The organism is Pseudomonas sp. F007 (genome assembly GCF_057814275.1).
Genome location: NZ_JBVATA010000008.1, coordinates 435,600 through 453,225, shown reverse-complemented (window position 1 = coordinate 453,225; position 17,626 = coordinate 435,600). Strand labels below are relative to the sequence as shown.

The following is a 17,626-nucleotide window of genomic DNA, read 5'->3' as shown; positions in this document are numbered from 1 at the left end:
CCCGCGTATCGCTGGTGAATTCGAGGGTGTAGAGAAAGGGCCGGCTGAGGCCTTCTTCGCCGTCGAAGGTGAGGAGGTCGATCTTGGCCTGGAGCCGGTGGATTTCGAGGGTGTGGTTGTGAAAAACCCGCAGGCTCTTGTCCATACTCAAGCCTCCATGGCAGCGGCAGGCGACGCATGAGGGGCATCGAGAAACTGCAGGGTGACGCCCGCTTCCTCGCTGTAGCCCAGAATCACGCCGAAGGTTTTCAGTTGCGCTGCCTGGCGCTGCAGCAGTTGCTGGCTGAGCACCGGCAATACCTGCTGGTTGAGCACACTGTCGATATTGCGTGCGCCGGTGTCTGGCAACAGGCAGGCCGCAACCAGCCCCTGGTGGAGGGCTTCGTCGATCTGGCAGCTCAGGCCGTAATGTCGCTGCAGGCGCCTGGCGACCCGCTCGAGTTTGATCGCAACGATGCGCTGCAAGGCATCGGTCTGCAGCGGGCGGTAGATCAGGGTCTGGAAGCGCGCCAGCAAGGCGGGCTGGAAATGCTCGCGCAAGATCGGTCGCAGCCAGTGCTGCAGGGTGCTGTCGCTGGCGTCAGGTTGCTGCTGCAGACCTGCCTGCAATTCATCACTGCCCAGGTTGGAAGTCATCAGGATCACGGTGTTGCGAAAGTCGATTTCGCGCCCCTCGCCATCACGCATGAAGCCGCGATCGAACACCTGATAAAACAGGTTGAGTACATCGCGATGGGCTTTCTCGACTTCATCCAGCAGGACCACGCTGTAAGGGCGCTGGCGCACCGCTTCGGTGAGCACGCCGCCTTGGCCGTAACCGACATAGCCCGGTGGCGAGCCCTTGAGTTGACTGACGGTATGGGCCTCCTGGTACTCGGAGAGGTTGAGGGTGATCAGCGATTTTTCGCCGGCGAACAGACAGTCGGCCAGCGCCAGTGCGGTTTCGGTCTTGCCCACGCCACTGGTGCCGACCAGCAGAAACACCCCCTGCGGTGCCTGTTCTTCGGTCAGGCCGGCTCTGGCCGCCCGCAGGCGCTGGGCCAGGGCCGCCAGTGCCGGGGCCTGGCCCTGCACTCGCTCGGCCAGTTGGTGCTCCAGTTGCAGCAGACTCGCCGGTTCGTCCTTGAGCAGGCTGCCCAGGGGCACGCCGGTCCAGTCGGCAATGACTTCGGCCACGCTGCGGGGGCACACGTCGAGGGACAGCAACGGTTGATGGCCCTGGATCTCGCTCAAGCGCTCTCGCAATGCGGCGCAGTGCTCAGGTTGCACAGATTCGCCTTGGCGGGCGTCGAGCAGTTGCCGAGTGAGGTCCAGCTCTTCGCGGTACTGCCCGGCCAGTTCACGGTGCTGATGCTGCACCTGCGCCTGTTGCGTGGCGATGATCGCCAGACGCTCCCCAGCCCCCCCGCCATTGACTTGCCAGTCTGCCTGCAAGGCCTCGCACTCCAGTTCGAGTGCCGCTTGCCGCGCCTTGAGGCGCACCAACGCCTGCGGCTCGCAATCCAGGCTCATGCGCACCCGGGCGCTGGCGGTGTCGAGCAGGTCGACGGCCTTGTCCGGCAACTGTCGGCCCGGCAAATAGCGTCGCGACAGACTGACAGCCGCCTGCACCGCGGCATCCTGGATGTGCACGCCATGATGACTGGCATAGCGCGCCTTGAGGCCACGCAACATCACACAGGCATTGGCGTCATCCGGCTCATCGACCTTGACCTTCTGGAAACGCCGCTCCAACGCCGCGTCACGCTCAAAGTATTGCTTGTACTCGCTCCAGGTGGTGGCGGCGATGGTGCGCAACTCGCCACGGGCCAGTGCCGGCTTGAGCAGATTCGCCGCATCCGCGCCCCCGGCCTGGTTACCGGCACCGATCAGGGTATGGGCTTCGTCGATGAACAGCAGCACCGGGTTGGCTGACTGCTGCACCGCGTCAATGACATTTTTCAGGCGTTGTTCGAACTCGCCCTTGACCCCGGCTCCGGCCTGCAGCAGACCCAGGTCGAGGGTGCGCACACTGACCGACTTGAGACTGTCCGGTACGTTGCCCTCGGCAATGCGCAAGGCCAGGCCTTCGACCAGTGCCGTCTTGCCGACCCCAGGCTCGCCCACCAGGATCGGGTTGTTCTTGCGTCGCCGGCTGAGGATATCGATGACCTGGCGGATTTCATCATCACGGCCAAACACCGGATCGATCTGTCCGGCCCGCGCCTTGGCGGTGAGGTCCTGGGTGAACTTATCCAAGACGACCTGCAACCCATCGTGCGGGTCGTCGGTCACCGCAGAAGGCAGTTCCAGGCCAGTGTCTTGCTGAATCTGCGGGCGCTCTTCGGAGTGTTGATCAAGTAACGTCAGCAACTGCTGCAGTTGGACCTGACTGAGGCTCAGCAGCGGCCAGACAGCATCGCTGGCCAACAAGTGAGGATTTTCCAGCAGTGCGCCGAGCAAGTGCACCGAGCGCACGTTGTCATTGCCGTCCAGTGACGCCCGCAACCAGGCACTTTCGATCAGTTGCTGCAACTGGCCGCACAGCTGTGGCTTGCCCTGCACGCTGCGCCCCAGCGTGTCGAGGTGGTCAAGCAGGCCGCGCCACAGGGCATCCATGTCCCATTCGTAACGACGGGCGATCAGGGTCAGGTCGCCCTCCCCCTGCTCCAGCAACTTGAGCAACCAGTGCTCGATGCTGATCCGTCCATGGGCGCGGGTCTGACACAGCGTTGCCGCGGCGCTCAACGCCTGGGCGCAATAGGGATTGAGGCGCCGCAGCAGGCGCGTGGAGTGTTGGGTCATGGCGGAACGTCCTTGTGCTGAAGGCTCAGCGAGTGGTCGGTAGTGCGCAGGCACGGTGTCGGGATGTGCCAGGCTGAGCGCCCGCCGGGCAGGCGCTCAAACTGGCACACGGGGACCAGCAGGCAGGCGCCTGCTGGTCAATGGGCATCAACCGACCTGGCGTTCGTTCCAGGAGTCGCTATGGGTCAATTGGCCGTCCACATAGGTCCAGATGATTTTCTCGTAGCGCAGTTCGACCATCTCCACGTAGTCATATTTCTCGAAAGCCGGATCCTTCATGTCGTACATTTTTGGAGAGATTTTCACCACTTTGACTTGTTCCAGCCTGACGATGTAATACGCCTCCTCCATCCCGGCGTTGTTGCCACGGTAGAACCTGAATTCAGCGCTTGAGAGCGTCTGCTTGGTGGTCAGTGCCTTGATCAGGTAGGTCGTTGCGGGGTCGAGTGCCTTGGTGAATTTGAACGGGGAATGCACATGCGACCCAGTCCAGTTTCCGGTGTTGTCATCCGTGGGGCTAAACAGCGTATGGTCATGGGAAATGACCTCGATACTGCCTTTACGCCCAACCCGATCCGACGCGCCTTTGATGAGTGTGTTGGGCTGGCTTTCCAGAAACAGGTGAATGGCATTTGCCATGTGAAGCTCCTTTTCTCAGTACATGAATGCCGCGCAAGCGACATGGGGGTTAAACATCCGCCGCCGCAGTGGGCAGCGCGCACGCCCCCACCTCCGGCAGCAGACGAATTTCAACGCGACGGTTGGCCTGGCGCCCCGCCTCGGTGTCATTGCTGGCGATGGGTTGGCTTTTGCCGAAGCCCTGGATCGCGAAACAGCTGTCGGGCAGGTCGCCCATACGCTGCATCCACTCACGCACGGCCGCTGCGCGGGCGCGGGACAAATGAAGGTTGTGAGCGTCGCTGCCGACGGCGTCGGTATGCCCGGCAATCACGATCAGCCAGCCGGGCTGCGCCTTGATGCCGACCAGGGCGTCGATCAGCACTTTGGTCGACTCAGGCTTGAGCTCGGCGCTGGCGCTGGCGAACAACGACAGGCTGTCCAGACGCACCGTGCGTGCCGCCTTGCGTGTCATGGAGGGCTGGCTGTGATCAGCGATCGTTGCCAACACCCATTGGCGTAACGGCTCGGCGCTGTACAAGCCGAGGCCCAGCGCCAGAGGCTCGCCGTTGCGGTAATAGTGGTTGAGGCGTTGCGCATCCTGCTGCAGCACGCTCAGCGCCTGTTCGCGCAAGGCGAACTCGGGTTGATCCTGGCGAGTGGGCACGGCAATGCTGTGGTATTGCCGCAGATCGTCGCTGACCTCTCGCAGCAACAGTTTGTTGTGCCAGGCCGAATTGCCCAGGGCAACGACGCTGGCGAGTGCAAACAGCCACAGCGCGACGATTTGCGCCCTGCGCCTCGAGGAGCTTTGCGCCTTGACGGGAAGCAGGTGCAGCAATGGATCGGGGAATGACCACCGCACCTCTGCCCCCGCGCGCGCCGAGGCAGCGCCGCGCAAGCCAGTGCGGGCACTCAGCCAGCGTTGCCAGAGGTTATCCGAGGCCCCGGACACGACCGGCACCAGGGTGAGCGCACAGGCAACCGGCCGGCCTATGGCGTTGCGAGTCTCGGGTGCGCACAAGCGTGCCAGGACATGGTCATCCACCCACGCGCTCGCACTGTTGAGCTGGACGATGTCCTGCAGCCGCTCTGCGCGGGCGGTGGCATCGTTACCCTGACGTTGCCAGTCGTCCGTGCCGCTGCAGGCTCCACGTTCACGCACAACACATTTGCCCGCGGCGCCCTCCCAACTGAACCAGGGGCCGCTGCCCCGGGACGATTGCAGGTAGGTCACCAGCATCCAGGGCAGCGCGATACCCCGTTTGCGCAGCAACCCGGCCTGATAATTGAAGGCCCGCAGATGCCCGGCCAATACGTCGGCATCGGTGTGCGCACTCGGGTTGAGCACCAGCATCGCACTGAGCTGACCGCCCCACTGTGGGCGTAAAGCCAGAATACTCTGCGCCAGATGGGGCAGTTGCTCCGGCTGCGCCACCCGCAGATAGCAGCCCTGATGGGTGACGCGCAGCAGCGGATGCTCGGCTGGTGTCTTGGCAAACAGGCGATCCAGGTCATCACCACACATCAGCACCACGGGCTGCCTATAGGAGGCGGCTGGCAGTTTGAGGAGGAAGTCCCCTGCCAACTCCTGGCGCAGTTGCGCATCGACGCGAGTTTCCCGCTTCCAGGCCAGGGCGATGCCGCCCACCACGACCAGCGCCATCGCGGTACGGCTCCAGGCTGTTCCAGGCAAAAGGGCCACCAGCAACAACGCCAGTGCCCCCGCCCACAACCAGAGGCCTCGTTTGTGTTTGAGCGTCATGGATTAACCTCAAACGTGCGCGGGCAAGAACGAGGCAACCAGGCCACCGAGCAGATGATCCAGCCCCCACCACACGCCGACCAACAGCAGCCCTGCCACGAGTGCGTGATACAGCGGGGTGTCCAGCCCGGAGAACAGGCGGCTGCCGGGTCCGTTCCTTGATGCGGTGTTCAGGCTGCGATGCAGTTGCATCGGGGCGACCCGCTCACTCAAATCCGCCAGCAACTGCAGGCGTTCGGGGTCATCGGCGTCACGATAGCGACCCTGAAAACCCAGCATCAACACGCGCTGGAATGCCGTCAGTACCTGCACGTCCGGGGCGGGTTCGCGCAGCACTTCGCGCATGTCATCGTAAAGAAACTCGCCGGCCTGGTGTCGGTTGAAAAAGCGTGCCTGCAGCGGTTCGCTGACCCAACGGCCATGTGCTTCATCGTCGCGCTTGATGCAACTGAGCAACGTCTCATCGAGCAATGCGCACTGCGCGTGACTGATATGGTCGATGCTGCGTTGTGGCAGGTCAGCCTCCTTGAGCCGCGCCCCCACCTGCTCGACCTGTTCGACACACAGTGCCCTGAAGGCTTCGCCGCCCAGCACTGAGGCACCTTGGCGCAACTGCAGCACCAACAGGTAACTGTCCTGCAGCAAGTCGTCGACATCCAGGGTCATCGCCCTGTGTTTAGTTGTCTGGTTCATGAGCGCAACACCGCGAACAGTTCAAGTTGGACTTCACCCAAAGTGCTCGGAACGTAGAAGGCACAGGTGCCGGCAGTCAGCATGGCCTGGCCTTTTTCGTGACCGAGATCGAGGGCGAAGTATTGGTTTTCCAGGCGCAACGGGATCGCCGCGGGCACGTGGCTGAGGGATTTCAAGGGCACCCCATTGAGGGCCGCATTGATCAGTTGCTCGACATCGTCCGGGCTGCCGATCTTGCAGAGCTGCGGGAACTGGCCTTGCAATTGCGCGGCGGACAGACGACTGCGTACCGACAGGTAAAAATCGGCGCCATCGCGCTCGCGCAACCGCGCATCGTCAAGCTTGACCTTCCAGCGGTTGGCACCGTCGGGTTCCAGCACCAGGGCGATGACTCGCGATGGCAGGCTGGCTTCGAGCAGGGTTGAAATCAGCCCCAGCAGCGTCGGAAAAACCTCCCCCAGCTGCTGATGCTGATACGCCGGAATCTGCTCGATATCGTGTTCAAGGGAGAAGGTCAGCAGGCTGCCGGCCAGCTTTGTCAGCTCCAGGTAAACCTGCTCGGGTGGCCGCGCGGGCCAGGCCTTGAGGTCCGCCAGCAGCGGTTGATAGGTGTTCAAGGCATTGAGCAACCAGAACAGCGAGACATCGGCCACGGCGAAGTCGGCCATGCGCTGGTTGCTTTCGCGACGCATGCCCATCAAGCGTTGGCGCTTGGCCGACAGTTGGATGAACAGATTATCCAGTTGCGCAACCAGCCCTGGGTGCGCAGCAAAGTGCAGCAGCGGCGGTACGTAATCGGCATCCAGCGTCCACCCCGCCTGCCCGTCGCGTATCAGTCGCGCGACCGGGCACGTCAGGTAGTCGCCGTTTTCGTCGTGAGCAAAGCGCAGGCTCAGCACATGCTCGAGGACGCCGACTGATTGCATCTCGTCGCCATAGATATCCTGGACCTGACGCCAATCCTGGCGGTAGCGCGTCGGTCGGTCGGCAGTGGCGGCGGCGAACAGGCAGTTGTTGCCGTTGGCCTGCTCCAACGGCAGGGCCAACAGCACCGTCGCCGCCTGAAGCTTATCGGGCAGCAAGCGCGACAGTTCGAGGCCCGCGGGCAGCCGGTCAACACCTTCGCTGTCGATCAGCGTACCGTCAGGCATGCGTGCACGAAGCAAGGTCGCCTTCAGCGTGCCCAGGCGCAGGGCTTCACTGTCAAAGCCTGTAGCCTGAACGCCCCAAGGGTGTACTAGGGACAAATGAGCCAGTTGCTCATTGGCCCAGGCCTCCCATCGCGCCTGTTGCTGGAACTGCTGCGGAGACAGCAAAGCCCCCGCGGCCCACAAGGGGCGGTCGATTTTCATGTAAACGTTTCCCTACGAAGTGGCCTGACTGTGAACAGACTCAGGCCTTGGCCTTGGGCATCTGCGAGACCAGCGACAAGTTGACGTCCATGCCCTCCACCTGAAAATGCGGCACGGCGTACAACTTGATGCGGAAGAAACCGGGGTTGTCCTCGATGTCTTCGACAACCACATTGGCCTCGCGCAATGGATGGGAGGCTTGCAAGTCATCACCCGGGTCAGTCATTTCGGTGACCAGCCCACGAATCCACTTGTTCAGCTCCAACTCCAGCAAGCGTCGGTCCTTGGTGGTGCCAATGTTTTCGCGCTGAATCAGCTTCATGTAATGGGCGATGCGCGACAGCAGGAAGATGTAAGGCAGGCGCGAGTTGATCCGACTGTTGGCCGTGGCATCAGCGCTGTCGTACAGCGCAGGTTTCTGCGCCGAGTTGGCGGAGAAGAAGCAGGCATAGTCGCGGTTCTTGTAGTACGAGAGCGGGATGAAGCCGAGGTTGGCGAATTCGAACTCGCGGGTTTCCGGAACCATCACTTCGGAAGGGATCTTGACCTGATTGCCGGTGCCCAGATCGTACAAATGGATCGGCAGGTCAGTCACTGCGCCACCGGCCTGCGGTCCGCGAATCTGCACGCACCAGCCATTGGCGATGAAGCTCTTGACCATGTTGGCCGCGAAGGCATAAGACGCGTTGGTCCACAGGTACTTGTCGTGGTCCGGGCCCTTGACGTTTTCGATGTAGTTGAAGCTGCGCACCGACACGGTCTCCGGACCATAAGGCAAGCGACCCAACACCCGCGGCATCATCAAGCCGATATAGCGGGCATCGTCACTTTCACGGAACGACTTCCACTTGATGTACTCGGCACGGTCGAAGTAGTTGCCGATGTCCTTGATCGCGGCCACCTCGGCCATCGATTGCTTGCCAAAGAACGCCGGACCCACCGAACCGATAAAAGGCATGTGGGCCGCGGCGCACACCTTGGAGAGATTGCGCAGCAATGCGATGTCCTGCGGACTGCGGTCGAACTCGAAGTTGGAAATGGCCGCGGCAATCGGCTCGCCACCCGGGGTGTCGTATTCCTGGGTGTAGGTATGCAGGTACAGGCCGCTTTGGGCGATTTCCGGAGCGTCGTCGAAATCCTCTACCAGATGATCCTTGCTGATATCCAGCAGCTCGATGCGCACGTTCTGGCGGAAATCGGTTTGATCGATCAGCGATTTGACACCACGCCAGGTGGACTCAAGTCGCTGAAAATCCGGGTGATGCAGTACCGCATCGAGTTGCCGGCTGATTTGTGCATCCAGCGCTGCAATATGCTCATCCAGCAGCGCCCTATCGAGGCGCTCGACCTTTTGCGAGGATTGCTGGAGCAACTTCAGGAATACATTGACCGCCGCTGTGACACGCTCATCGGCAGTCGCTTCGGCAAGCCCTTCTGCGCTCTGAAAGTTGTCAATACCGCCCAATGACTCGACCGGGTTCAGATTGATTTTGCCGAACAGCCCGGCATAAACACTTTTTTCAGACAACAGGGTAGCGCCGCGCGATTGCACGTTGGAATTTTCAAGGGACATTGCGATAACTTCCTTTTAAACGAACCGACTTTGATTAGTTAACGGACTGGGGAGCCAAGGCGGCCAGTTCGGCGCGCAATTCGTCACTCAGCGCGTCATCCTTGAGGATGCGCTCCAACTCATAGCGAAAGGTTACGTTATCCAGAAGATTGGATTTGAGATCGCGCAACAGATTGCGCATGGCCAACAAGGCGCGCAGTTGCGGAATTTGCCGGGCCACTTGTTCTGGCTCGAAATCTTTCATGCACTGGAAGCTCAACTCGACCGCGGTGTCGGCACCGCCTGGTACCAGCACATTATCCATGGCGAATTTCAAGGCGGGTGAGAACTCGGCCAGTACGTTATCGAAGTTGTTCCTGTCGACGCCAATCTTGCTGCGCTCAGACAGCGGACGCTGTTCCCGTCCATTGCTGTAGTCACCCATGACCATCAACTTCAAGGGCAATTCGACGTTCTTTTTTGCACCGCCGGTGTGCAGATCAAGCTTTATGTTGACCCGCGCCTTGGGCACTTCGTTTTGAAAGCTGTTCGAAGCCATGATTCCTCCATTGTTCCTGGCAACAAAGTCCAGGTCACTACGCCATTTCGATCCCGTCAGAAACGCTTGCTACCAAACATTCCGAAACAAAGAAGTAGCAAGCGCTCTCCTTGTTTAGCGAAAAGTGCACCCCTTGCGAAAGTCACTTCCCGCTAACAACTCGACAACATTGGACTATCCCACGGCAGTTATCTACACCGCGCCGCAACTATAGGAAACGTCCCACGAGATACACAGATAGGAGCTACAAAAATGGCGTTTAATACCCCTTGTTAACTGCTACAACAGCAAAATCGCAGTCGTGGGTATTAAGTAAATATGACTAAACGGAGTCAGATCGGTTTCCAACTGGCCTGTTTATGAAGTACTTCGAAGCGTTTCAGCCGCCAGCTTTGAGTACCAGGCGGACCCGCAACGAGGGCAACGCCCTCGCCACGACCCCTGAACCGGCAATTCCCCTCAAACCTTCTTGTTCTGCTCAACCCACTGCGCATAAGCATCGATAAAACTCTGCAAAAACGGTTGGACCTTGTCCGACAGCTTGCCCGACTCATCGAAAAACGTACCCGCCCCACCCAGATAAGCCTCTGGCTGCTGCAGGCAAGGAACGTTGAGAAACACCAGGGACTGGCGCAGGTGGTGGTTGGCGCCGAAACCGCCGACGGCGCCCGGGGAAACGCTGATCACCGCGCCCGGTTTACCGCTCCAGGCGCTTTTGCCGTAGGGCCGGGAGCCAACATCAATGGCATTTTTCAGCGGTGCCGGCACTGAGCGGTTGTATTCCGGGGTGACGAACAGCACTGCGTCGGATGAGCGCACCTGCTCGCGGAAAGTGCTGTAGGCTGCCGGCGGTGTTTCGTCGATGTCTTCGTTATAGAGCGGCAGGTCGCCGATCTCGACGATGTTCAATTTCAGGTTGGCCGGCGCCAATTCCGCCAGCGCCAGGGCGACCTTGCGGTTGATCGACTGTTTCCGCAGGCTGCCTACCAGGACAGCGACCGTATGGACCTTGCTCATGGGAGTTCCCGACTATCTGGTTAAAGGAGCCTGTAGTTATAGATGATCCACGGGCAGTGCAGCGGATTTGGCTCGGGCAATCACGGCAAATCACTATTTTTTTCCGGACGGAAAACTTCCCACGCTTGACGACGGTCTACTGAACCGCAAATTGAGTGACTTATTTCCAGAGGTTCTAAGCAGATGGCAGCAGTACTCGTCGGACAATTCCATGCAAGAGACGCGCAGGGTCGTGTCTACTCGGTGCATGAATTCCAGGAATCCACCCCAGCGGTCGACAGTTTCGGCGGATCCGCACCGGTCATGACCTACAAACTGGCGATCGGAGACCGGGTCAATAAAGTCGATGACAACCAGTTCGTGCTGGTACAAACCGGCGTTACGCTGATTCGCGAACCCGAATCCGTGGTCAGCGCCTGAGTAATTTCCACGACCCGTTGGAGTCATGATTGCGGACTTGGGTTAGGATTCAGCCACTACCCCTCACCCGCTGAACATGGACTTCACGCATGCGTCTACGCCATATCGAAGTGATCCAGGCGCTCCTGCAAACCGCTCACGTCGGTACCGCAGCCGAGATGTTGCAGTTGCCGGTGGCCGAGATCGAGGGGATTTTGCGCGAGGCCGAGGATCAACTCGGCTTCATGCTGTTTGCCAGCGTTCGCGGGCGCTTGCAGGCCACGCGTGAGGCGCGGCTGTTGCAGGTGCAGATCGCCAACGTCTATAGCGCGTTCGAACCTGTGCAACGCCTGGCTGAAAGCCTGCGCCAGTACCACGCGCCGCCATTACGGGTGATTGGCACGCCGCCCCTGGCGTATCAACTGCTGCCGCAGGCTATTGCCAGTTTGCGCCGGCGCTTCCCCGATGTGCCCTGCTCCCTGCAGAGCCAGCCCACCGCCGACATTGTCCGGAGCCTGTTGCTGCGCGAAAGCGACCTGGGATTGAGCCTGCACGACCCCGAACACAGTGACATCCAATGCCAGGTGCTGGCCCAGGGCAAGCTGCACTTGCTGGCGCCCCACGGTTGGCTGCAACCGCGGCAGAAATATATCTCGGCCCAGGACCTGGCCGGCCAGGCCTTGGTCGGGCTCGAAGGCCACGACCCGCTGAGTGTGCTGTTCGACAGCAAGCTGCAGGCGCTGCGCCCGGCGCCCGTGGTGCATACCCGGGTGCAGACCCACCAGATGATGCGCAGCATGGTAGAAGCCGGTGAAGGCCTGGCGATTGTCGATCCGTTCACCGCCCTTGGTGCCAAGGCGGCCGGGCTGGATGTGTGCCCGGTGTCGCCGGCGGTGCCGATCAGTCTTTACGTCCTGAGCCTGAAGCATGTCGCGACAACCCCGGCACAGGGCGCGCTGCTCGAGATCATCACGACGAATGCCCAGGCGCTGCTGCCGGGCTGACAGCGCTTGGCTCGTCGAACAGTCGATACCAGAACAACGCCACTTCCTGGGTGCATGGATCGATCCCGCGATAGCGCAGGTGATCGATGCCGCCCAGTACGTAGCCGCAACGCTCGTACAGGCGACAGGCGCCGAGGTTATTGTTCTGGGTCTCCAGCATGATCCCCGGCAGCAACTTCTTCCGGCTCCAGAACTGCGCCACGTCAAGCAGGGCCTTGGCCACGCCGTGGCGTCGGGCGGGCCCGTGCACCGCCAACTCGTCGATATGGGCCAGGCCATTCCAATTGGTACTGACTACGATGTGCCCCACCGCCTGCTCGTCCAGAAAGGCCATGAAAATCGCACTATCGGGCGCCTCGTGGTAACTGGCGAATTCCTCGGCGTCGATGCCATAGCATTTGCGGTAAGGCGTGACGGCGTGCAGCGGCCACTGCGCCACCGGCACGCCGATACGCGCGCTGATATAGGCGCTGATTTCGAAGCTGAAGTCACTGGTGCAGATGTAGGCGGCAAAACCCTGGTCGGCGACACGCACCGCCAGGTTCGGCTGTCGGAAGTTGCTCAGCGGTTGCATACAGGTAAACGTCCTCAGGTGCGAATGCAGTCGACGGTGTAGCAGCGCCCGGCGCCTGCGTCTTCGTGTTGCAGCCCGTGCACATCGGCGACGAATCCGGGGAAACTGATGTCGAAGGTACGGGCGAATGCCAGGTAGTCGATGATCGAGCGTGTCGCCTCGGTGAAGCGCTCGCCGGGCATGATCAGTGGAATGCCCGGCGGATAAGGTACCAGCATCACCGCGGCGATGCGTCCTTGCAGTTGATCGATCGGCACTGCCTCGACATCCCCGCGCACCAGATGGTCGTAGGCGTCGGCCGGTTTCATCGCCACTTCCGGCAATACGGTGTACATGCGCTTGAGGTGCTTGGCCGTGGCATTGCTGCGGTAGCAGGCGTGCAGTTGATCGCACAGGTCCCGCAACCCCATGCCCTGATAGCGCGCCGGGTCGCACTGGGCCACGCACGGCAGGCAGGCGGCGAGGCTGAGGTTGGCGTCGTAGCTGCGCTTGAACTCCAGCAACTCGGTGAGCAAGGTGCTCCACTTGCCCTTGGTGATGCCCATGGAAAACAGCACCAGGAACGAATACAGCCCGGTTTTTTCCACCACCAGCCCGCGCTCCCAGAGGAACTTGCTGACCACCGCCGCCGGAATCCCGCGCTCGCTCAAGGCGCCGCCGGCGGTCAGGCCGGGCATCACCAGGGTGACCTTGACCGGGTCCAGCAGCACGTAGTCCTCGGCGACATCGCCAAAGCCATGCCAGTCCGCCTCGGGTTGCAGCAGCCAGTCGGCGGTGGCGATGCCGGTGACCTGCGGCGGCTGCCAGATCGAGAACCACCAGTCGTCGGCGTCGATGTGCTGGCGCAAATTGTCCAGGGCCCGGCGAAAGCTCAGGGCTTCGTCGAACATTTCCTGCAGCAGCGAACGCCCCGCCGGGCCCTCCATCATCGCCGACGCCACGTCCAGCGAAGCGATGATGCTGTACTGCGGCGAGGTCGAGATGTGCATCATGAAGGCTTCGTTGAAGCGGTCGCGATCCAGTTGTCGGGCTCCGCCGTCCTGCACATGGATCATCGAGGCCTGGCTGAAGGCGGCCAACAACTTGTGGGTGGAATGGGTGGTGAACACCAGTGGGCTGGTGGGCGAGCGCGAAGTGCCCATGCCGTAGCGCCCGGCGAAGAACTCGTGAAAGGCCGCGTAGGCGTACCAGGCCTCGTCGAAATGCAGGACTTCAACGCTGTCGCCCAGGGTCTGCTTGATCAGCTCGGCGTTGTAGCACAGGCCGTCGTAGGTCGAGTTGGTGACGACCGCCAGCTTGACCTTGGCTGGGCGTCCACGCGTCAGCGGGCTGGCGTCGATCTTGGCGCGGATCGATTCGGGGCTGAATTCACTCAGGGGAATCGGCCCGATGATCCCCAGTTCATTGCGCTCGGGGCAGAGGTACAGGGGGATGGCGCCGGTCATGATGATCGAATGCAGTACCGACTTGTGGCAATTGCGGTCCACCAGCACCAGGTCGTCACGGGCAACCATGGCCTGCCAGACGATCTTGTTGGCGGTCGAGGTGCCATTGATCACAAAGAAGGTGTGATCGGCGCCGAAATTGCGCGCTGCCCGCGCCTCGGCTTCGGCCAGCGGACCCGTGTGATCCAGCAAGGAACCGAGCTCGGGCACCGACACCGAGAGGTCACAGCGCAAGGTGTTCTCGCCGAAGAACTGGTGAAACGCCTGGCCCACCGGGCTTTTGTGATAGGCCACGCCACCGCCATGCCCCGGGGTGTGCCAGGAGTAATTGGAGTCGGCGGTGTGCTGCACCAGGGCGCGAAAGAACGGCGGCAACAGGCCATCCAGGTAGGTGCGTGCCGCCCGCGCCACCTGGCGCGCGAGAAAGGCCACGGTGTCTTCGAACAGATAAAGAATCCCGCGTAACTGGTTCAGCTCGCTCATGGCATCGGCGGGGGCGTTTTCCAGGGTCACCTGCTCGCCGAGGGCGAAGATCGGCAAGTTAGGCGCGCGAGCTCGGGCAACCCGGATCAGCTCGACCATGTTCTGCAGCAAGTGGGTGTTTTCCCCGGCGCCCTCGGCGGCGATCAGCACGCACGCCAGGCCGTGGTGAGTGGCTGCGACCAGGCGGCCTTCGGCGTAGTCCACCGCCGAGAAAATGCTGAAGCCTTCCTGCTCCAGCTCACGGGCGATGCCGCGTACGCGGTCGCCAGCAACGGTGTCGGCCTTGATGTCGCGATGCACGATAAGGACCGGGAATTTCAAGTCTTTGTACATAGGGGGCGGCGTCCTGAGACGGCAGCCTGGCCCTGACCCCATCAATCAACGACTTCTGTAGGAGCGAGCCTGCTCGCGATGGACTCAAGTACGCCGCGTGACCCAATCAGGGCGCGTTATCGTTAACGACCATCGCGAGCAGGCTCGCTCCTACAGTTGATCTGCATCGCTCAACTGATCGGCACTGGACCATTCCTGCCTGAATACACTCAGGGTAGAAGGTCAAACCCCATGTCGCGAGGCCGCGTGTATCAGCCCTGGCTCTGCGCTTCGGCCAACTGGGTCCAGAGCGCTGGAGCGCCGGCGGACTTGGCGATGATTTCCAGGCGTGCGGCATGCTCGGCCAGCTCCGCTTCACTGGCGCGGATAATCCTTCCTGGCGTGCGGTCAGCCGGCAGGCGACGGATTTCCGTGGCCTGGCTACCGGAACCATCACCGGCGCCATCGGAGGCATTGCCCGCCAGCGACAGGCTGGTCTGGCCGCCGGTCATGGTCAGGTAGACGTCGGCGAGAATCTCCGAGTCGAGCAAGGCGCCGTGCAGTTCACGGCCGGAGTTGTCGACGCCGTAGCGTTTGCACAGGGCATCGAGGCTGTTGCGCTGGCCGGGGTGACGCTCACGGGCCATCAACAGGGTGTCGAGGATCGAGCAGTGCTGGGTGATGTCGGCCAGGTCGTGGCGACCCATCAGCGCGAATTCGTTGTTGATGAAGCCAACGTCGAACGCCGCGTTGTGGATGATCAACTGCGCGCCCTTGATGAACTCGAAGAACTCATCGGCCACTTCGGCGAAGCGCGGCTTGCCTACCAGGAACTCGTTGGTGATGCCGTGGACGCCAATCGCGCCCTCGTCACTTTCCCGGTCCGGCTGCAGATAGACGTGGAAATGCCGGCCCGTCAGGCGTCGACCGAGCAACTCGACGCAACCGATTTCGATGATCCGGTGGCCATCGGTCACCGGCATGCCGGTGGTTTCGGTGTCGAGCACCACCATCCTTTGAGCCATCTTGTTTCAACCCCTCATCGTGCCGTTTTGCGTAGGGGCGCGATCTTATCACAGAGCGTACGGGGCACGCCGACCGGGTCGATCGGCGTGGGTTCAGCCCTGGTCGCCGCCGCCGACCGGCATTACCAGCCCGGTGATGTAGGCCGCATCATCGGAGGCGAGGAACAGGATCGGCTCGACTTGCTCCTCGATGGTGCCGTAACGCTTCATCAGGCTGCTCTCGACGGTCTGGTCGACGATCTGCTGGTACCAGAGCTTTTCCTCGGGGCTCTGTTCGGCGCTGTTGCGCGGGATTCGCCGTGGCGGAGCCTCGGTGCCGCCCGGTGCGGTGGCGTTGACGCGGATCCCGCGCCCGGCGGTTTCAAAGGCCAGGCAGGCGGTCAGGGCATTCACCCCGCCCTTGGCCGCACCGTAGGGCACCCGATTGACACTGCGGGTAGCGATCGACGAGACGTTGACGATCGCCCCACTGCCTTGCTCCAGCATGAACGGCAAGGCGGCGTGGCAGCACCACAGGGTGGGAAACAGTGAGCGGCGGACTTCGGCTTCGATCTGCTGTTCTTCGTAGTGTTCGAACGGCTTGGCCCAGATGGTGCCGCCGACGTTGTTGATCAGGATGTCGAGCCGGCCGAAACGCTCTACAGCGGCCTGCATGACCCGGCTGCATTCGGCGTATTGCTCGAGATCCGCGGTCAGGGCCAGTACCTGGTGATTGCCGGACAGTTCGGCTTCAAGCTCGAACACCAACTCCGAGCGATCGACCAGCACCAGCCGTGCGCCCTCGGCCGCCAGGCGCTCGGCCACCCGCCGGCCGATGCCCTGGGCGGCACCGGTGACCAGGGCGATTTTGTCTTGGAATCTGTGCATGTTGGGTTCCTTTGAATCGTGGATATCTGGCTGGACAGCGCCCCGTGTAGGAGCCGGCGCCCGCTTGCGGCTTGCCGGCGAAGGCGGTGTGTCTGATACAGTGCGCCGCCTCTTTCGCTGGCAAGCCAGCTCCTACAGACCATCCGCCTATCTGCGATCACGCCGCGCTGGCAGCAAATTTCTCGTAGTAGAAGTTCTTCGGCGCAATACCCTGTTCGCGAATGTACTGGCTGACCGCTTCGACCATCGGCGGCGGGCCGCAGAGGTAGACATCGACGTCGCCCTCGTTGAGGTGCTGCGGTTCGATGTGCTGGGTCACGTAGCCCTTCAGCGGGTGAGTGCTTTGCGGGTTGGCCACGCAGGCGCTGAAGCTGAAGTTGGGGATGCGCGCGGCCAGGTCCTGCAGGCGATCCAGTTCCACCAGGTCGAAATCGTTGGTCACCCCGTAGATCAGGTGCAACGGATGCGCACTGCCCTGCTCGGCGATTTTCTCCAGCATGGCGGTGAACGGCGCCAGGCCGGTGCCGCCGGCCAGCAACAGCAGCGGCCGCTGGATTTCGCGCAGGTAGAAACTGCCCAATGGCCCGGCCAGGCTCATGTTGTCGCCGGCCTTCGCGATGCCGGTGAGGAAGCTGCTCATCAGTCCGCCCGGGACGTTGCGGATCAGGAAACTGACCTCGCCGTCGCGCTGCAACGAGCTGAAGGAGTAGGCGCGGGTCTGCTCGCTGCCGGGAATCCCCAGGTTGACGTATTGCCCCGGCAGGAACGCCAGCTTGCTCAAGGCCTCGCCCTTGATCGACAGAGCAATGGTGCTGTCAGACAGTTGGCGCACCTGGCTGATGGTCGCGCTGTAGCTGGCCTGCTGGGTCCGGCAGACGTCCGAGGATGCTGGCACTCGCACCACGCAATCGCTCAGGGCGCGCATCTGGCAGGTCAAGACGAAGCCCTGCTCGGCTTCTTCCGGACTCAAGGCGTCTTCGATGTACTCCTCGCCCAGCTCATAACGCCCGGCTTCGGCAAAGCATTTGCAGGTACCGCAGGCGCCGTCGCGGCAGTCCAGCGGAATGTTGATGCCCTGGCGGTACGCGGCGTCGGCCACGGTTTCCCCTGGCTTGGCGTCGACGAACCGGGTCACGCCATCTTCGAAATTCAGTGCAATGGAATGCGTCATGACCCA

At 61.8% G+C, this 17,626-nt stretch carries 15 protein-coding genes; 2 read left to right on the top strand and 13 right to left on the bottom strand.

All coding sequences use genetic code 11. The features are described 5' to 3' along the window. Positions 1 to 147: 147 nt before the first annotated feature. The 8 genes from tssH to ACZYR5_RS22180 form a co-directional block, all read right to left on the bottom strand. Positions 148 to 2,784, bottom strand: coding sequence for a type VI secretion system ATPase TssH (gene tssH / locus ACZYR5_RS22215; RefSeq protein WP_489091572.1), 2,637 nt, complete (start codon positions 2,782 to 2,784; stop codon positions 148 to 150). A gap of 147 nt (positions 2,785 to 2,931) precedes the next feature. Next, positions 2,932 to 3,423, bottom strand: coding sequence for a type VI secretion system tube protein TssD (gene tssD / locus ACZYR5_RS22210; RefSeq protein ID WP_489091571.1), 492 nt, complete (start codon positions 3,421 to 3,423; stop codon positions 2,932 to 2,934). A gap of 49 nt (positions 3,424 to 3,472) precedes the next feature. Continuing rightward, the gene (locus ACZYR5_RS22205) at positions 3,473 to 5,167 is read right to left on the bottom strand and encodes an OmpA family protein (protein ID WP_489091570.1); all 1,695 of its coding nucleotides are present in this window, start codon (positions 5,165 to 5,167) and stop codon (positions 3,473 to 3,475) included. Between the two features lie 9 nt (positions 5,168 to 5,176). Then, positions 5,177 to 5,860, bottom strand: a complete 684-nt coding sequence (gene tssL, locus ACZYR5_RS22200) for a type VI secretion system protein TssL, short form (protein WP_489091569.1) — start codon at positions 5,858 to 5,860, stop codon at positions 5,177 to 5,179. Further along, positions 5,857 to 7,212 carry a type VI secretion system baseplate subunit TssK gene (tssK, locus tag ACZYR5_RS22195; protein ID WP_489091568.1) on the bottom strand — a complete coding sequence of 452 codons (1,356 nt, stop codon included), beginning with the start codon at positions 7,210 to 7,212 and terminating at the stop codon, positions 5,857 to 5,859. The genes tssL and tssK overlap by 4 nt, the downstream gene beginning before the upstream one ends. 40 nt (positions 7,213 to 7,252) lie before the next feature. Continuing rightward, positions 7,253 to 8,785 (bottom strand): type VI secretion system contractile sheath large subunit, encoded by a 1,533-nt coding sequence (tssC, locus tag ACZYR5_RS22190; protein ID WP_489091567.1) that lies wholly within the window; start codon positions 8,783 to 8,785, stop codon positions 7,253 to 7,255. 34 nt (positions 8,786 to 8,819) lie between these two features. Beyond that, positions 8,820 to 9,323: a type VI secretion system contractile sheath small subunit gene (tssB, locus tag ACZYR5_RS22185; protein ID WP_489091566.1), complete on the bottom strand. Its 504-nt coding sequence runs from the start codon at positions 9,321 to 9,323 to the stop codon at positions 8,820 to 8,822. Positions 9,324 to 9,782: 459 nt separating this feature from the next. Further along, positions 9,783 to 10,340, bottom strand: a complete 558-nt coding sequence (locus ACZYR5_RS22180; RefSeq protein WP_489091565.1) for an NADPH-dependent FMN reductase — start codon at positions 10,338 to 10,340, stop codon at positions 9,783 to 9,785. A gap of 183 nt (positions 10,341 to 10,523) precedes the next feature. Here ACZYR5_RS22180 and ACZYR5_RS22175 point away from each other — a divergent pair, with 183 nt between their 5' ends. Further along, the gene (locus ACZYR5_RS22175; RefSeq protein ID WP_027616521.1) at positions 10,524 to 10,760 is read left to right on the top strand and encodes a hypothetical protein; all 237 of its coding nucleotides are present in this window, start codon (positions 10,524 to 10,526) and stop codon (positions 10,758 to 10,760) included. Between the two features lie 89 nt (positions 10,761 to 10,849). After that, on the top strand, positions 10,850 to 11,743 hold the full coding sequence (locus ACZYR5_RS22170) for a LysR substrate-binding domain-containing protein (RefSeq protein WP_489091564.1): 894 nt from the start codon (positions 10,850 to 10,852) through the stop codon (positions 11,741 to 11,743). On the opposite strand, the gene ACZYR5_RS22165 is transcribed toward ACZYR5_RS22170, so the two are convergent. From ACZYR5_RS22165 to benC, 5 genes are all read right to left on the bottom strand, one after another. After that, a complete protein-coding gene (locus ACZYR5_RS22165) occupies positions 11,709 to 12,317 on the bottom strand; it encodes a GNAT family N-acetyltransferase (protein ID WP_489091563.1) in 609 nt (202 codons plus the stop codon). The genes ACZYR5_RS22170 and ACZYR5_RS22165 overlap by 35 nt on opposite strands. A gap of 14 nt (positions 12,318 to 12,331) precedes the next feature. Continuing rightward, positions 12,332 to 14,578 (bottom strand): Orn/Lys/Arg family decarboxylase, encoded by a 2,247-nt coding sequence (locus tag ACZYR5_RS22160; protein ID WP_489091562.1) that lies wholly within the window; start codon positions 14,576 to 14,578, stop codon positions 12,332 to 12,334. A gap of 251 nt (positions 14,579 to 14,829) precedes the next feature. Continuing rightward, positions 14,830 to 15,582: a DNA polymerase III subunit epsilon gene (dnaQ, locus tag ACZYR5_RS22155; RefSeq protein WP_489091561.1), complete on the bottom strand. Its 753-nt coding sequence runs from the start codon at positions 15,580 to 15,582 to the stop codon at positions 14,830 to 14,832. Between the two features lie 93 nt (positions 15,583 to 15,675). Next, positions 15,676 to 16,449 carry a 1,6-dihydroxycyclohexa-2,4-diene-1-carboxylate dehydrogenase gene (locus ACZYR5_RS22150; protein ID WP_489091560.1) on the bottom strand — a complete coding sequence of 258 codons (774 nt, stop codon included), beginning with the start codon at positions 16,447 to 16,449 and terminating at the stop codon, positions 15,676 to 15,678. A 157-nt stretch (positions 16,450 to 16,606) separates the two neighbouring features. Continuing rightward, entirely contained in the window at positions 16,607 to 17,620 is a 1,014-nt protein-coding gene (benC, locus tag ACZYR5_RS22145; protein ID WP_489091559.1) for a benzoate 1,2-dioxygenase electron transfer component BenC, read from the bottom strand. Positions 17,621 to 17,626: the final 6 nt, after the last annotated feature.

What these genes read in the sequence shown, in the direction of transcription:
- ACZYR5_RS22175 (WP_027616521.1), top strand. Translation starts at nt 10,524, where the DNA reads ATGGCAGCAGTACTCGTCGGACAATTCCATGCAAGAGACGCGCAGGGT.
- tssC (WP_489091567.1), bottom strand. Translation starts at nt 8,785, where the DNA reads ATGTCCCTTGAAAATTCCAACGTGCAATCGCGCGGCGCTACCCTGTTG.
- tssB (WP_489091566.1), bottom strand. Translation starts at nt 9,323, where the DNA reads ATGGCTTCGAACAGCTTTCAAAACGAAGTGCCCAAGGCGCGGGTCAAC.
- tssK (WP_489091568.1), bottom strand. Translation starts at nt 7,212, where the DNA reads ATGAAAATCGACCGCCCCTTGTGGGCCGCGGGGGCTTTGCTGTCTCCG.
- benC (WP_489091559.1), bottom strand. Translation starts at nt 17,620, where the DNA reads ATGACGCATTCCATTGCACTGAATTTCGAAGATGGCGTGACCCGGTTC.
- ACZYR5_RS22165 (WP_489091563.1), bottom strand. Translation starts at nt 12,317, where the DNA reads ATGCAACCGCTGAGCAACTTCCGACAGCCGAACCTGGCGGTGCGTGTC.
- ACZYR5_RS22170 (WP_489091564.1), top strand. Translation starts at nt 10,850, where the DNA reads ATGCGTCTACGCCATATCGAAGTGATCCAGGCGCTCCTGCAAACCGCT.
- tssD (WP_489091571.1), bottom strand. Translation starts at nt 3,423, where the DNA reads ATGGCAAATGCCATTCACCTGTTTCTGGAAAGCCAGCCCAACACACTC.
- ACZYR5_RS22160 (WP_489091562.1), bottom strand. Translation starts at nt 14,578, where the DNA reads ATGTACAAAGACTTGAAATTCCCGGTCCTTATCGTGCATCGCGACATC.
- ACZYR5_RS22205 (WP_489091570.1), bottom strand. Translation starts at nt 5,167, where the DNA reads ATGACGCTCAAACACAAACGAGGCCTCTGGTTGTGGGCGGGGGCACTG.
- dnaQ (WP_489091561.1), bottom strand. Translation starts at nt 15,582, where the DNA reads ATGGCTCAAAGGATGGTGGTGCTCGACACCGAAACCACCGGCATGCCG.
- ACZYR5_RS22180 (WP_489091565.1), bottom strand. Translation starts at nt 10,340, where the DNA reads ATGAGCAAGGTCCATACGGTCGCTGTCCTGGTAGGCAGCCTGCGGAAA.
- tssH (WP_489091572.1), bottom strand. Translation starts at nt 2,784, where the DNA reads ATGACCCAACACTCCACGCGCCTGCTGCGGCGCCTCAATCCCTATTGC.
- ACZYR5_RS22150 (WP_489091560.1), bottom strand. Translation starts at nt 16,449, where the DNA reads ATGCACAGATTCCAAGACAAAATCGCCCTGGTCACCGGTGCCGCCCAG.
- tssL (WP_489091569.1), bottom strand. Translation starts at nt 5,860, where the DNA reads ATGAACCAGACAACTAAACACAGGGCGATGACCCTGGATGTCGACGAC.